Origin of the sequence: Propioniciclava sinopodophylli (genome assembly GCF_004324755.1) — a bacterium.
In the GTDB taxonomy this organism is placed as follows: domain Bacteria; phylum Actinomycetota; class Actinomycetes; order Propionibacteriales; family Propionibacteriaceae; genus Propioniciclava; species Propioniciclava sinopodophylli.
Genome location: NZ_SDMQ01000004.1, coordinates 1 through 13,937 on the forward strand (window position 1 = coordinate 1; position 13,937 = coordinate 13,937).

Here is a 13,937-nt window from a genome sequence, read left to right on the forward strand (position 1 = left end):
GCAGCGCACCGCCGACGGCCTCATCGCCCTCGTTGCTGGTCGCGCTCCCAGGCCCGCCCGGTCCCCTGAGCCGGCCCGGTTCGGTGAACCCGCCGAAGGGCACCGGGCCCCTGAGCGTGTCGAAGGGTCCAGCGCGCACTCGATGAGCTCAGCTACCCGACCTGGGTTCCCTGAGTCTGCGGAAGTGTCCTCGTCCCAGGCCGGGGCTTCGGCAAGATTCGCCACCCGGACCGGCCCGCCTGGGAAGCCGACCGTGGTGGTCACCCTGTCCTACGACGACGTCCTGAACCGGGTCGAGCAGGCCGGGGTGCTGGCCAGCGGCGAGCAGGTCACCGCCGGCGAACTGCGCCGGTTGGCGTGCGACGCCACCATCGTGCCGATCGTGCTCGGCTCGGCCAGCCAGCCCCTCGACGTCGGCCGCGACCAACGCCTCGTCACCCCCGCCATCCGCAAAGCCCTCGAGGCCCGCGACAAGCGGTGTGCGTTCCCGGGCTGCCGGGTGCCAGCCTCGGGGTGTGAAGCGCACCACATCCTCCCCTGGTGGCTGGGCGGCGAAACCGCCTTGGGCAACATGGTGATCCTGTGCCCCCACCACCACGGCACCGTCGAACCCCACCGGTTCTTCGACCACAGCTCCCCACCCACCCGATGGACCGTCCACATCGCCCACGACGGACACCCCGTCTTCACCCCACCCACCCGCGTAGGCCAACCCCGGCCCCACGCCCCTAGCGGCCTGCCCTACGCGGCGTTGGCCGGGCGGTCCTCGAAGGAGCGCACGAAGACCGGGACGTCCGGCGTCGAGGCGGTTTGGTCGAACCGGTAGCCCGCCTCATCGAAGCCGCGCAGGGCGCCCACCGTCCGAACGCGGTTGCGCACCATCCAGCCCGCCATCTCACCGCGGGCCCGCTTGGCGAAGAACGACACGATCTTGCGGGTGCCGCGGGCGTCGGTGTCCTCGAAGCGGGGCGAGATGATGCGGGCCCCCAGCACGTCGGGACGCACGGAGCGGAAGTACTCGTCCGAGGCGAGGTTGACCACGGCGTCCGCGCCGGGCGACTCCGCGAGGTCATCGCGCAGCACCTCCGAGATCCGGTGGCCCCACCACGCATACAGGTTCGCCCCCCGCTCGGTGCGAAGCTTGGTACCCATCTCCAGCCGGTAGGGCTGCATCAGATCCAGGGGCCGTAGCACGCCGTACAGCCCCGACAGGATCCGCACCGTCTTCTGGGCCTCGGTGAAGTCCCGCTCGTCGAACCGCTCGGCGGCCGCCATGCCCTGGTAGACATCGCCGTCGAACGCGAGCAACGCCTGCTTGGCGTTCTTCGTCGTGAACGGGGGCGCAAAGTCGGCGTACCGCTGCGCGTTGAGGGCGGCGAGCTCGTCCGAGATGTGCATGAGCGAGGCGAGGTCGGCGACCGAGCGCGTCCGCAACACCTCGATGAGCCCCTCGGACTCCTCCAGGAGGCGCGGCTCGGTGTGCTTGCGCGTGGTGGGCTTCGATTCGTAGTCCAGCGACTTGGCCGGGGACAGCAGCGTGATCACGCACCGAGGCTAGCCGAGGGCGTCCGCGCGGAAGCAGGGAGCGGCCACACTCGACCCCTCCCCCCCCGGGCGGGAGTTCAGTCGGCCGACCGCGGCCAGGCGTTGCGCACGCACCCGCCGAGGTCGATGCTCTGCTGCATCATCACGGGAGCGACGGCGCCCTCCCGGGGGCAGCCCACGTGGCCCTGCCCCAGGAAGTGCCCCACCTCGTGGTTGACGAGGTAGGCGCGGTAGTCGCCGAGGTCGTCGTAGGTGGGCGTCATGTACTTCCACCGGTCGGAGTTGAGCACGACCCGATCGCCCACCCGGCAGTTCCACTTCGACTCCACGTCGGCGGGCTTGCACAGCTCGTTCGTGGTGTCGGGCGAGGCCACGTAGATCGTGAGCTCGGCGTCGGCATCCGTCACGAGGCGGAACGTGCGCTTGCCGTACCCGGCCCAGCCGCGCTCGTCGTCGAAGACGGCCTGCACCTCGCGGGCCACCTCGTTGGCGTCCAGCTCGGTCGTGTCCTCCACCTGGAGGCGGTACGCCACCACGGCCGGCGCTTCGAGCGCGGGCTCGAGGGTGATCGTGTTGGTGAGGTACTGCCCCGACGGCTCGGTGTCGGAGGTCCACACCTCCTGGCGCGCGATCTCCGGGATGGAGGGCGTCGGGGAGGCCGTCGGCGCGGGCGCGAGCACGGTGCCGGGCGTGTACGCCTCGGGAGGCCGCTGGCTCATCCAGCCCCACAGCATGCCGAGCGCCGCGAGGATGGCCACGAACACCAGCCACCAGACCCGCGACGCCGGACGCCGTGGGCCGGAGCCGGCCCGCGCGTCGGGTCGTCTGGTCTCGGTCACCCCTTCACCCTAGGCGACGGCGACACCTGGGGCGCCCGCCACGCGCGTAGGGCTGATCTTCATTGACGTCTCGCTCTCTCCCGGCGCCGGGACCTCCACGGCGCCATTGATTCGCATTACTTCCTTATTAACTTAGGTGGCGTCGATGCCCCAAAGCCGTGCCAGACTTGGGGAGACGAGAGGAGGGGCGCGTGGCCAAGGAGTTGCTGAAGCGTCCCGCCCTGCCGCCCTCGCCGGGCAGCATCCTGGGCGGACGCGTGGCCCAGGCGGAGATGCGGGCCGCGAACATGGGGCTGCTGCTGCGCCACCTGCGCGGCCACGGCGGGCGCTCGCGCGCCCAGCTCGCCAGCGAGACCGGCCTGTCGAAGGCCACCACGTCCAGCCTGATCGCCGACCTCGCCGCCCGCGGCCTGGTGCGCGAGGGCGAACTCGTCCGCGGCGGGTCGGTGGGCCGCCCCGGCCAGACCGTCACCCTCGACGGCGCCAATGTGACCGGCATCGGCCTCGAGCTGAGCGTCGACTACGCGGCCCTCACCGCCGTCTCGCTGGCCGGCACCGTCGTGCGCGAGTCGGTCGTCCCCCTGGACGTGGCCCACCTCGCCCTCGACGTCGTCTTCGACCGCGCGGCCGCCTACCTCACCCGGGCCGTCGACTCGCTGCGGGAGGCCGGCGCCCACGTCGTCGGCATCACGGTCGCCCCGCCCGGCATCATCGACTACGACACCGGCACCCTGCGCTTCGCCCCCAACCTCGGCTGGCGCGGCGTCCCGCTGGTGGCCGAGCTGAGCGAGCGCCTCGGGCCGGAGGCCCCTCCGATCCGGCTGGAGAACGACGCCAAGCTCGCCGCGGTGGCCGAGTTCGACCGCGTGGCACCCCAGGGCATCCGCGACCTGCTGTACCTGTCGGGCGAGGTCGGCATCGGCGCCGGCATCGTCGCCGACGGACGCCTCGTGCGCGGCTACTCCGGCTTCTCCGGCGAGGTGGGGCACCTGCCGCTCGACCCGACTCTGACGCCCTGCAACTGCGGACGCCGCGGGTGCTGGGAGACCATCGTCGGTCTGACCGCCTTCCTGCGCTTGGCCGCCGACCCCGGCGACAGCCTGCACGACCCCAAGCGCGCCCTGGAGGATCGCCTGCTGACGCTGGCCGACCGCGCCCGCGCGGGCGACGAGCGGACGCTGGTCGCCCTGGCCACCGTCACCGAGCGCCTCGCGCTGGGGCTGGGCATCCTCGTCGACGTGCTCAACCCGAAGATGATCGTGCTGGGCGGCTACTACGCGTTCTTCGGTGAGTTCATCCTGCCCCCCGTGCAGGCCGCGCTGGCCGAGCGCCGGCTCGACGAGGGCAGCGCGATCGTGCTTGCCACCTCGGAGTTGGGACTCATCTCGACCGCCCGCGGCGGGGCCCTGCTGGCGCTCGAGGACGTGTTCACCGACCCCACGGTGGTGGCGGGAGCCGATTGACCCCCGCGCCCAGACGGCCAATACTTCGTTCATTGTCCGAACTTTTGGGGATCCGTCCATGCCCGCCATCGGGGCGGCCATTACCTGCGCGACGGCCAGCCGCGCCGCAAACGGCTCCACCTCCGAGGCGGACTGGGACCCATCACCGCCAAGTTCAACGAGGAGCACCCGAACGTCAAGGTTGAGCTGCAGATCGCCGGCTGGGACGACTTCGCCACGACGGTGCAGTCCCGCATCCAGGCCAACGACCTGCCCGACATCCTGAACGACAACGCCTTCGCGTCGTCGTCCGAGGCGGGTCTCCTGATCCCGATCGACGAGCTGCTGAGCGCCGAGACGATCGCCAACATCGAGCCCGGCCTGCTCGCCAACGCCAAGGGCGCGCCACCTGGCGGGTGCCGGGTCGCATCGAGGTGCTGGGCAAGCACACGGACTACGCCGGCGGCAACGTCCTGGTCTGCGCGGCTGCCCAGTCCGTCACCGCCACCGCCACCCCTCTCTGCCCCCCCCACGGCGCCGACAGCCCCGGCTTCGCCCGCCGACAGCCCCGGTTTGGTCCGCCGACAGCCCCGTCCGGGCCTCGTGGCGCGCTCCTCGGCGTTCGACGGCGAGGTCGTCATCGACGCCGACGGCGCCACCCCCCTGCCGCCCGGACACTGGGGCCGCTACGTCGCCACCGCCTGGCACCGCCTGCGCGCCAACTTCGGCGAGCTACCTGCCGCCGAGCTGACCTTCTCCTCCGACCTGCCGCTCGCCGCCGGCATGAGCTCCTCCTCCGCCCTCGTCGTCGCCTCCGCGCTGGCCCTGGCCGACCTCGCCGGGCTGCGCGAGACCGAGCTGTGGGCGTCCGAACTCGGCGACGATCGCCTGCGGTGGGCCACCTACCTTGCCGCCACGGAGAACGGCGTCACGTTCGCGGGCCTGCCCGGCAGCGCCGGCGTCGGCACCCGCGGCGGCTCCGAGGACCACACCGGCATGCTGTGCTCCCGCCCCGGGCAGCTCGGCCAGTTCGGGTTCGACCCCGTCGCGCGCCACCGCCACGTCGCACTGCCGTCCGGGATGGTGTTCGTCGTCGGCCTCAGCGGTGTCATCGCCGAGAAGACCGGCGCGGCGCAGGCCCAGTACAACCGCGCATCGGACGCCGGCGCGTTCGCGTCCGACTGGCTGGCGCGCCACCGCGCGGCCTTCCCGCACCGCGTCCAGGCGGACACGCTCGTGACGGACGCCGCGGCCGCTGCCCAGCGCGTCCAACGGCCGTACTTGCGCGGCTAGGGTGGTCGCGTGAGATTCCTCTTCCTCGGCGCGGGCGCCATCGGGACGTACGTGGGGGGTTCGCTCGCCTCGGCCGGGCACGACGTGGCCTTCATCGAGCAGCCCCTCCCTGCCGCTGAGATCGCCCGCCACGGCCTCGTGGTGGAGTCGGTCTCCGGCAGGCGCGAGGTCCGCGACGTGACGCTGTTCACCGACGCGCGCGAGGCCCTCGACGCCGGCGGTTGGGACATCGCGGTCTTCGCCCTGAAGTCCTTCGACACTGCCGAGGCGGTCGACCAACTCGTTGCGACCGCACGGCCGGTGCCGACGATCCTGTCGCTGCAGAACGGCGTCGACAACGAGCCGCTCATCGCCTCGCGGCTGGGCGCCGACCGCGTCATCGCGGGCACCGTGACCACCGCGATCGGCAAGCCCGGCGTGGGCCACGTCGTCGAGGAGAAGCACCGCGGCATCGGCATCGCGCACGGCCACGCGTTGTCGGCGCAGGTGGCGGACGCCCTCAACGACGCCCGGCTGGGGGCGCGGACGTTCCCGGCCGCCGGGCCGATGAAGTGGTCGAAACTGCTGACCAACCTGCAGGGCAGCGCGACGTCGGCGATCCTCGACCTGCCGGTCGGGGCCATCTTCTCCGACAAGCGGCTGCTCGCGGTGGAGACGGCGTCGCTGCGCGAGTGCATCGCGGTGATGCGGGCGCTGGGCCACGACCCGGTCGACCTGCCCGGGACGCCCGTCCGCGCGCTCGCGTGGGCCGTGGAGCGGCTGCCCCAGTCGGTGACGCGTCCGATCTTCACCCGCCTGCTCGGCGGCTCGCGCGGCGACAAGATGCCGTCGCTCCACATCGACCTGCACGCCGGACGCGGCCGCTCCGAGGTGGGACACCTCCATGGCGCCGTCGTCCGCCACGGGGCGTCGGTGGGCGTGCCGACGCCGGTGAACGCCGTGCTGACGTCGGTGCTGGAGGGCCTCACCCTCGGCACCGAGGACATCGAGTCCTTCCGGCGCCGTCCCGAGGCCCTGCTCGCCCGCCTGCCCTGACCGCCGAGGGCTTGGGTTCGATCCGCCGAGGGCTTGGGTTCGATCCGCCGAGGGCTTGGGTTCAGTCCGCCGAGGGCTTGCCTTCAGGCCGGGGCCACCATGCCGACCTGGGCGCGCATGGCGTCCATCGTCTCCATGATCGAGACCGTCTCGTCCAGCCCCAGCAGCGGCGACTCGGTGGCGCCGTCAGCCACCAGCTGCGCCAGGTGGGACGCCTCGTAGCACAGCCCGAGGTGCCCCGGGATACGCGGGGCCTCCGACTCGAACACCTCCCCGTCCCGGCCGATGAGGCGGACGACCTGCGGGGTGTAGAACGGCCCGGCGAGCTCGACCCGGGCGTCCGTGCCGCTGATGGACGCCCTGGTCGGCGTCCGCGCCGCGAGCGTCGTCGTCACCAGCGCCGTCGCCCCGGACGCGTACTCGAGCACAGCCGACACCTGGCGGTCCACCCCGGTCTCGGTGAGCGTGCCAGCCGCGGAAATGCGGGTGGGCGTCCCGAGCACGAAGGACGCGTACGACACGGGGTAGACGCCCAGGTCGAGCAGCGCCCCGCCTGCGAGCTCGGGCGCGAACAGCCGTGAGGACCGGTCGAACGCGAACCACTGCCCGTGGTCGGCGGTGAGGGTCTCGATGGCGCCGAGCGCCCCGTCTGCGAGCAACTGCCGGACGATGTCGGTGGCCGGCAGGTAGCGCGTCCACATGGCCTCGACGGCGGTGACGCCGGCCGCGCGGGCGTTGTCCACGACCTCGCGCGCCTCGGCGGCGGTGCGCGTGAAGGCCTTCTCGACCAGCACGTGCTTGCCTGCCGCGATCGCGAGCAGGGCCTGCTCACGGTGGTGCGAGTGCGGGGAGGCGATGTAGACCGCGTCCACCTCGGGGTCAGCGACCAGCGCCTCGTAGGAGTCGTGCGCGCGCCCGATCCCGAACCGCTGCGCGAAGGACGCCCCGCGCTCGGCCGAGCGCGACCCCACCGCCACCACCCGCTGGCGGGTGAACCGCTGCAGGGCCTCGACCATGGTGGCCGCGATGCCGCCGGGGGCGAGGATGCCCCAGTTCAGGGGCGGGGCGGCCAGAGGGTCGGGCGTGCGCGGGGACGGCAGGTTCATCGCCCCAGCATGGCACCGCCCGTGGGGAGTGCTCCCCGTTGCGGCCCGGACGCGCCGGGCCTAGGTTCGAGGCGTCCCCACCCCGGACCCACCCCCAAGGAGAAACAGATGACCGTTCGTTCCCGCCTGTCCAAGCTGGCCCTCGCCACCGCCGCCACGGCCGGCAGCCTCGCGCTGCTCGTCTCGTCGGCGACCCCGGCGGAGGCCGCCTTCAGCCGTTCGCCGTACGGCACCAGCGTCGGCACCTCGTGTTCGGGCAGCAAGACCACCTACAACTACCCGGGCGGCGCCCCGTTCGCGATCGAGGTGTACTACAGCACCGCCTCGGGCGGCACCAACTGCGTCAAGCTCATCAACAAGTCGGGCCGCTACGCCGACATGCGCGTGAAGCTCGAGGTGCCGGCCAACAACTACGCGTACGCGCAGGACGTCGGCTACTACCGCTCCTACGCCGGCGCCGTGCGGGTGCACAACACCAACGGCAAGTGCATCAACGTCTGGAGCGACGTGGTCCAGAGCGGCAAGTACTACTCCCGCGACCTCGTGCAGGTGCACTGCGGCTGAGCCCGCCCACGGGGCGGGGCCGTAGGCTGCCTGCATGACCGAGGTACCCGACGGCTCCGACCCCGTGGCTCTGGCCAACTGGCTCTTCGACCTCGCCCGCCAGGGCGACGCGGCCCGCCTGGCCGCCTACGTGGACGCCGGCGCCCCCGTCGACCTGACCGACGCCGAGGGCAACACCCTGCTGATGCTGGCCGCCTACCACGACCAGCCCGCGACGGTCGCCGCCCTCGTCGAGCGCGGCGCCGACGTCGAGGCCCAGAACCGGCGCGGCCAGTCGCCGCTCGCCGGCGCGGTGTTCAAGCAGGCCGACGAGGTCGTCCGCGTGCTGCTGGAGGCGGGCGCCGACCCCGACGCCGGGACGCCCACCGCCCGTCAGACCGCCCAGATGTTCGGACGCCCCGAGCTGTTCGGCTAGCGCCCACCCGGCCCCAACCGCGGCATCAGGAAGCGCTCGATGCCGCCGAACAGCGCCGCGAACGGCGCCAGCGACCCCGCCGCCACCCCGGCCCGGGCAGGCAGCACCCCGCGCGCCGCCAGCCGCGACCCGATGCGCGCGAACAACGCGATCGCCACGGGCACCGGCCGGATGAACAGCGTCACCTCGGCGATCAGCCCGTCGTCCCCCAGGCGTAGCCACTGGATCTCCTCCAGATTCCGCCCGCCCAGGGTGTTGGTCCCGTGGACGACCCAGTCGTCGCCGGCGCCGGTCACCGCCTCGATCTCGATGTCGGCCAGCAGGTCGAGGGCCGCGCCGAAGACCTGCGCGACGTCACGGCGTCCGACGAAGGTGAAGGCGTCGGTGAGCGGCGAGCGCAACACGGCGTGCGGGGAGAGTTGGGCCTCCATGGCGGGCAGCTCCAGCAGGCGGTCGGCCTCGACCCAGGCGGCGATGGCGGGCGGCATCTCGGGGGGTGTGCGCATACCGCCATCCTGCTCCATGCGGCAGGGGTCAGGGCACCAACCACGTGATGATCAGCGACACGGTCAGGCCGGTCAGGCCCATCGCCAGCCCCGAGAAGGCGCCCTGGGTCTGTCCCTCCTGGAAGGCCCGCGACGTGCCCACGCCGTGCGAGGCCACGCCCATCGCCAGCCCGCGCGCCCGCGGGTCGGTGACGCGCACCAGGTCGAGGATCTTGGGCCCGATCACCGCGCCCGCCAGCCCCGCGACCATCACGAACAGCACCGCCAGCGGCGCGAGCCCGCCGATCTGCTCGGCCAGAGCCATCGCGATCGGGGTCGTGGCCGACTTCGGCGCCATGGACGCCGCGAGCTCCGTCGAGCCGCCCAGCCACAGCGTCACCCAGTAGCCGGAGATGATCGAGAAGAACGCTCCCACGAGCACGGCGCCGAGCACCATCGGCGCGGCCTCCTTCACGTGCGAGGCCTGCCGGTGCAGCGGCAGCGCCAGCGCGACGGTGGCCGGCCCGAGCAGGATCGTCAGGATGCTCGCCCGTTCGCGTACGCCGTGTAGTCGATACCGGCCACGACCAGCACGATGCTGATCACGGTCACGGTGATGAGCAGCGGGGTCAGCAGGGGGTGGCGCCCGGAGCGCTCCCACAGCTTGTCGGCGGCCCAGTACACGCCCACGGTCAGGGTGAGCGCGAGCAGCGGCGAGGTCGAGAGCCACTCCCACGTGGCGGTCAGGTTCTCCATCACGCGACCTCCTCCTTCGGACGCCGCGGGCGCAGCCAGACCGCCACCCAGGCCACGAGGATGAACGTCACCAGCCACGTGCCGAAGGACGCCACCGCCGCCGGGAACCACTGCGCGGCCACCTGGGGGCCGTACGCCACGATGCCGACGGTGGTCGGGACGAACATGATCGGCAGGTAGCGCACCAGCACGTCGGCGGCCCGGACCGAGGGCGCGCCCTCGCGCGGGTGGTGCCAGCGCAACCACGAGAAGAACAGCACCATCCCGATCACCGGACCGGGGATGGGCAGGCCGGTCAGCCGGACGAACAGCTCCCCGACCAGCTGGAACGCCAGGAGCAGCGCGAGACCTCCGATCATGGTCGCCAGTCTCGCACCCGTCGCCGCCCCGCCCCACCGGGGCCCACCACGGCGGACGTCGGACCCCCTCCGTACACTGCACGACATGACCGCGCTGGACGCCTCGTTCCTCGGCCTGCCCCTGCACCCGCTCGTCGTGCACCTCGTCGTGGTGGCGCTGCCGGTGGGCGCGCTGGCCACGGTGGCGTCCGTGGTGTCCCCGGCCGTGCGGTCCCGCTTCGGGCTGCTGTCTCTGGCCACCCTGACAGTCGGCGCCCTGGCGGCGATCGCCGCAAAGTTCTCGGGCGAGGCGCTCGCCGAGACGGTCACGCGCCCCGAGTCCCACGAGCGATTCGGCAACATCACGCTCATGGCCGGCCTCGTCACCGCCGCGTTGGCGTGGCTGTGGTGGTGGCTGGAGCGCCGCCGCGAGCAGGCGCCCCCGGGCACGAGCGGCTTCGCGGCGATGGCGGTCGGCGGGCTCGTCGCCACCGCCGCCCTGGCGGTCACCGGCCTGGCAGTCGCGACCGGGCACTCGGGCGCGCAGGCCACGTGGTCCAGCCTCCTGGCCGCCCCGGCCGCGGCAGGCGGCACGGCCGCGCCCGCGGCGTCCACGTTCACGATGGAGGAGGTGGCCTCGCACGACTCGGCCGAGTCCTGCTGGGCCGTGGTGGACGGCGGTGTCTACGACCTGACCCGCTGGGCCGGCCTCCACCCCGGCGGGTCGCAGCGCATCCTCGACCTGTGCGGGACCGACGCGACCGAGCGGTTCCAGGTGCAGCACAGCCGGAACCCGCGCTCGAACGCCCAGCTCGACGGCCTGCGCATCGGGACGCTCGCCTGAGAATTCACCCATTTCACTTTTGACAGCGTCCGGCGCCCGACCTCCTCCCTTCCGGCGGCGAACCGCCACTGGTTTGCGTGCGGACACTCCCACACGTGGAGGGGGACCCACATGAAGACCAGTACCGCTGTTGCCCTTGTGGCGGCGTCCGCGCTGGCCATCGGGGGCGCGAGCCTGCCCGCCGTGGCCGCGCCCGACAAGAACATCGACATCAACGTGGCGCTGAAGGCCGACATCACGCCGGCCGCGCTCAAGGCGCTCGGCGCGTACGGCAAGGTCACCGGCCAGCTGCCGCAGATCGACGCCGTCACCATGAAGGCGCGCAGCTCGGCGCTGCCGAAGATCCAGGCGCTCGACATCGTCGCCGCCGCCAACCCGGACGCCAAGCGCATCGGCAAGCCGGTGGTGCCCAGCGAGCTCGCCGACATGGCCACGGGCCGGAGCACCTACAGCCTCGACCAGATGGACGTCCGTGGCCCGCTCCCGCAGGGCCCGCGCCAGGTCCAGCAGACCGGTGACGGCGTCTACGTGGCGGTCCTCGACACCGGGCTGTTCTCGTCGTGGCGTTACTACTTCGGCGAGGACCGCATCGCCACCGAGTACGCGAAGTCGTTCGGCGGCGGGGGCGGGTCGAACGTCAGCGAGCAGCCCAACGAGTGGCAGACCGATACCCAAGGCCACGGCACCCACGTGACCAGCACCATCATCGGCTTCGACATGGGCGACGTGGCCGTCGACGGCGTGGCACCGAAGGCCAAGATCATCCCGGTCAAGGTGCTCAACAACACGGCTCGGGAGCCTCCGCCACCGTCGCCGCCGGCATCACCTACGTCGCCGACCTCAAGATGGGCCCGCTGAAGGGTTCCCCGGTCGTGATCAACATGTCGCTGGGCGGCTCCGAGCTGGACGCTGTCGAGAAGGCGGCGCTGGACTACGCGCTTGAGGCGGGCGTCCTGATCGTGGCATCCGCCGGCAACTCCGGCGAGGCCGGCATGGGATACCCCGGCGCGTACGCGCCGGTCGTCTCCGTCGCCGCCACCGGCTGGACCGGCGAGTGGAAGCCTGACGCCAAGGGCAACCCGCGCACGTGGTGGTACGCGGGTGACGTCGCCGAGAAGCCCGGTGTGGTCGACGAGACCTACATCGCTGACTTCAGCAGCCGCGAACTCCCGGGCCCGGACCTCGACGTGGCCGCCCCCGGCGCGTGGGTGCTGGGCGCCTACCAGGTGAACCAGGGCCAGCAGGCCTTCTACTACCTGGGCGGCACCTCGATGGCCGCGCCGCACGTGGCCGGCCTCGTCGCCCTGATGGCCGAGAAGGACCCGGGCCTGACCCAGACCGAGACCGAGACGATCCTGGAGTCGACCGCCGTGGCGCTCGACGCCGGCTGCGCCGCCGTGCGCCCCGGCCCCGGTGCCGCCCCGGCCGAGGTCTGCTGGGGCGAGAACGCCACTGGCCACGGCCTCGTCAACGCCGTCGACGCCCTCGCCGCGCTCGACTGACCACACGGCAACAACCACCTGGAGGACCCCGGCGCATGCCGGGGTCCTCCTCGCTTCCGGATAGGCTCTCCCCCATGACCGAAGCACCTGTGGGATCCGACTTCATCCGCGACACGATCCGTCGCGACAACGAGGCAGGGACCTACGGCGGCCGCGTCCAGACGCGTTTCCCACCTGAGCCGAACGGCTACCTCCACATCGGGCACGCGAAGGCGATCGTCACCGACTTCGGCATCGCCGAGGACTTCGACGGCGTCTGCAACCTGCGCCTGGACGACACCAACCCCGAGTCCGAGGACGTCGAGTACGTCGAGGAGATCAAGGCCGACATCGCCTGGCTGGGCTACACCCCCGGCGTCACGGTGCACGCGTCCGACTACTTCGAGCAGCTGTACGCGTGGGCCGAGTACCTCGTCGAGCAGGGCAAGGCGTACGTCGACGACCAGGACGCCGAGACGATCTCGGCGCAGAAGGGCGGCTTCGGCACCCCCGGGGTCGAGTCGCCCTACCGCGACCGCACGCCGGAGGAGAACCTCGACCTGCTGCGCCGGATGCGCGCAGGCGAGTTCCCCGACGGTGCCCGCGTCCTGCGCGCCAAGATCGACATGGCCAGCGACGAGATGTGGCTGCGCGACCCGGTCATGTACCGCATCCGCCACGCGCACCACCACAACACCGGTGACGCCTGGCCCATTTACCCCACCTACGACTGGGCGCACGGGCAGTCGGACGCCATCGAGGGCGTCACGCACTCGCTCTGTTCCCTCGAGTTCGAGAGTCACCGCCCCCTGTACGACTGGTTCCTGGCCAACCTGCCGCTCGAGTCCGCCCCCCCGAAGCAGCGCGAGTTCGCCCGCCTCGAGCTGACCCACACGGTCACCTCGAAGCGCCGCCTGCGCAAGCTGGTCGAGGAAGGCGTCGTCGACGGCTGGGACGACCCGCGCATGCCCACGCTGTCGGGCCTGAGGCGCCGCGGCTACCCGGCGTCGGCGATCCGCGCGTTCTGCGAGGCGACGGGCATCACCCGCACCAACTCCCGCAAGGCCATCGAGGAGCTGGAGAGCTTCGTCCGCCGCGACCTCAACGCCACCGCGCAGCGCCGCATGGCCGTCCTGCGCCCGCTCAGGCTGGTGCTGACGAACTGGCCCGAGGGCCAGGTGGAGCACTTCGAGGTCGTCAACAACCCGGAGAACGCCGACGACGGCGTCCGGTCGGTCGCGTTCAGCGGCGAACTTTTCATCGAGGCGGACGACTTCGCCGAGGTGCCCCCGCCGAAGTTCTTCCGCCTGTCGCCCGGGCGCGAGGTGCGCCTGCGCGGGGCGTACTTCGTCACCGCCACCGACGTGGTGAAGGACGCCTCGGGTGCGGTCGTCCAGGTGAACGCCACCTATGACCCCGAGTCGCGGGGCGGCAACTCCCCTGACGGGCGCAAGGTGAAGTCGACGATGCACTGGGTCTCCGCCGAGCACGCCGTGGACGCCTCCGTCGCCCTCTACGACCGCCTGTTCACCGCCGAGGTGCCAGGCGCCGCCACGGGCGAGGCGCTGGACGACCTCAACCCCGCCAGCCGCGAGATTGTGGACGCCAAGGTCGAGGCCGCCCTGGCCGAGACGAAGCCCGGCGAGGTCGTCCAGTTCGAGCGCCTGGGCTACTTCGCCGCCGACCCCCGCGAGCCGATGCTGTTCCACCGCACGGTGGGCCTGCGCGACGAGTGGGCGGCCGCCCAGAAGCGGGGTTGATGGTGAACCCGTGCTCCACGGGTTCCGCGCTACA

General features: G+C 72.2%; 15 protein-coding genes and 3 pseudogenes. 12 read left to right on the forward strand and 6 right to left on the reverse strand.

Going from position 1 to position 13,937, the window contains the following annotated elements; translation table 11 throughout:
* Positions 1–142 precede the first annotated feature (142 nt).
* Positions 143–826: an HNH endonuclease signature motif containing protein gene (locus tag ET989_RS05095; protein ID WP_277751345.1), complete on the forward strand. Its 684-nt coding sequence runs from the start codon at positions 143–145 to the stop codon at positions 824–826.
* On the opposite strand, the gene yaaA is transcribed toward ET989_RS05095, so the two are convergent.
* A complete protein-coding gene (yaaA, locus tag ET989_RS05100; protein ID WP_131167488.1) occupies positions 742–1,545 on the reverse strand; it encodes a peroxide stress protein YaaA in 804 nt (267 codons plus the stop codon). The genes ET989_RS05095 and yaaA overlap by 85 nt on opposite strands.
* Positions 1,546–1,622: 77 nt before the next feature.
* Positions 1,623–2,384, reverse strand: a complete 762-nt coding sequence (locus ET989_RS05105) for a DUF3152 domain-containing protein (protein WP_131167489.1) — start codon at positions 2,382–2,384, stop codon at positions 1,623–1,625.
* A gap of 191 nt (positions 2,385–2,575) precedes the next feature.
* Here ET989_RS05105 and ET989_RS05110 point away from each other — a divergent pair, with 191 nt between their 5' ends.
* The 5 genes and pseudogenes from ET989_RS05110 (at position 2,576) to ET989_RS05130 (ending at position 6,154) form a co-directional block, all read left to right on the forward strand.
* A complete protein-coding gene (locus tag ET989_RS05110; protein ID WP_241656217.1) occupies positions 2,576–3,847 on the forward strand; it encodes an ROK family transcriptional regulator in 1,272 nt (423 codons plus the stop codon).
* A gap of 141 nt (positions 3,848–3,988) precedes the next feature.
* A pseudogene (locus ET989_RS15940) lies at positions 3,989–4,183 on the forward strand (extracellular solute-binding protein); the annotation flags it as partial.
* A 53-nt stretch (positions 4,184–4,236) separates the two neighbouring features.
* A pseudogene (locus ET989_RS15945) lies at positions 4,237–4,329 on the forward strand (galactokinase family protein); the annotation flags it as partial.
* A 100-nt stretch (positions 4,330–4,429) separates the two neighbouring features.
* Positions 4,430–5,119, forward strand: a complete 690-nt coding sequence (locus tag ET989_RS05125) for a GHMP family kinase ATP-binding protein (protein WP_131167490.1) — start codon at positions 4,430–4,432, stop codon at positions 5,117–5,119.
* Positions 5,120–5,128: 9 nt separating this feature from the next.
* Positions 5,129–6,154: a ketopantoate reductase family protein gene (locus ET989_RS05130; RefSeq protein ID WP_131167491.1), complete on the forward strand. Its 1,026-nt coding sequence runs from the start codon at positions 5,129–5,131 to the stop codon at positions 6,152–6,154.
* 83 nt (positions 6,155–6,237) lie between these two features.
* Here ET989_RS05130 and ET989_RS05135 read toward each other — a convergent pair whose 3' ends face one another.
* The gene (locus ET989_RS05135; protein ID WP_131167492.1) at positions 6,238–7,260 is read right to left on the reverse strand and encodes a Gfo/Idh/MocA family protein; all 1,023 of its coding nucleotides are present in this window, start codon (positions 7,258–7,260) and stop codon (positions 6,238–6,240) included.
* A 108-nt stretch (positions 7,261–7,368) separates the two neighbouring features.
* On the opposite strand from ET989_RS05135, the gene ET989_RS05140 reads away from it, so the two are divergent.
* On the forward strand, positions 7,369–7,824 hold the full coding sequence (locus tag ET989_RS05140; protein ID WP_131167493.1) for a hypothetical protein: 456 nt from the start codon (positions 7,369–7,371) through the stop codon (positions 7,822–7,824).
* 34 nt (positions 7,825–7,858) lie between these two features.
* The gene (locus ET989_RS05145) at positions 7,859–8,239 is read left to right on the forward strand and encodes an ankyrin repeat domain-containing protein (protein WP_131167494.1); all 381 of its coding nucleotides are present in this window, start codon (positions 7,859–7,861) and stop codon (positions 8,237–8,239) included.
* Here ET989_RS05145 and ET989_RS05150 read toward each other — a convergent pair.
* The 3 genes and pseudogenes from ET989_RS05150 to ET989_RS05165 form a co-directional block, all read right to left on the reverse strand.
* Positions 8,236–8,745, reverse strand: coding sequence for a nuclear transport factor 2 family protein (locus tag ET989_RS05150; protein WP_131167495.1), 510 nt, complete (start codon positions 8,743–8,745; stop codon positions 8,236–8,238). The genes ET989_RS05145 and ET989_RS05150 overlap by 4 nt on opposite strands.
* Before the next feature lie 28 nt (positions 8,746–8,773).
* Positions 8,774–9,480 (reverse strand): annotated as a pseudogene (locus tag ET989_RS15140) (LrgB family protein).
* Positions 9,480–9,839, reverse strand: coding sequence for a CidA/LrgA family protein (locus tag ET989_RS05165; protein WP_165490040.1), 360 nt, complete (start codon positions 9,837–9,839; stop codon positions 9,480–9,482). The pseudogene ET989_RS15140 and the gene ET989_RS05165 overlap by 1 nt, the downstream one beginning before the upstream one ends.
* An 85-nt stretch (positions 9,840–9,924) precedes the next feature.
* On the opposite strand from ET989_RS05165, the gene ET989_RS05170 reads away from it, so the two are divergent.
* The 4 genes from ET989_RS05170 to ET989_RS05185 all read left to right on the forward strand — a co-directional run bounded on the left by ET989_RS05170 (position 9,925) and on the right by ET989_RS05185 (position 13,903).
* A complete protein-coding gene (locus ET989_RS05170; RefSeq protein WP_131167499.1) occupies positions 9,925–10,662 on the forward strand; it encodes a cytochrome b5 domain-containing protein in 738 nt (245 codons plus the stop codon).
* 111 nt (positions 10,663–10,773) lie between these two features.
* On the forward strand, positions 10,774–11,520 hold the full coding sequence (locus tag ET989_RS15770; protein ID WP_131167500.1) for a S8 family serine peptidase: 747 nt from the start codon (positions 10,774–10,776) through the stop codon (positions 11,518–11,520).
* Entirely contained in the window at positions 11,484–12,164 is a 681-nt protein-coding gene (locus tag ET989_RS15450) for a S8 family serine peptidase (RefSeq protein WP_277751346.1), read from the forward strand. Before ET989_RS15770 ends, ET989_RS15450 begins: the two co-directional genes overlap by 37 nt.
* A 74-nt stretch (positions 12,165–12,238) precedes the next feature.
* Positions 12,239–13,903 (forward strand): glutamine--tRNA ligase/YqeY domain fusion protein, encoded by a 1,665-nt coding sequence (locus tag ET989_RS05185; RefSeq protein ID WP_131167502.1) that lies wholly within the window; start codon positions 12,239–12,241, stop codon positions 13,901–13,903.
* The last annotated feature ends 34 nt before the right edge of the window (positions 13,904–13,937 follow it).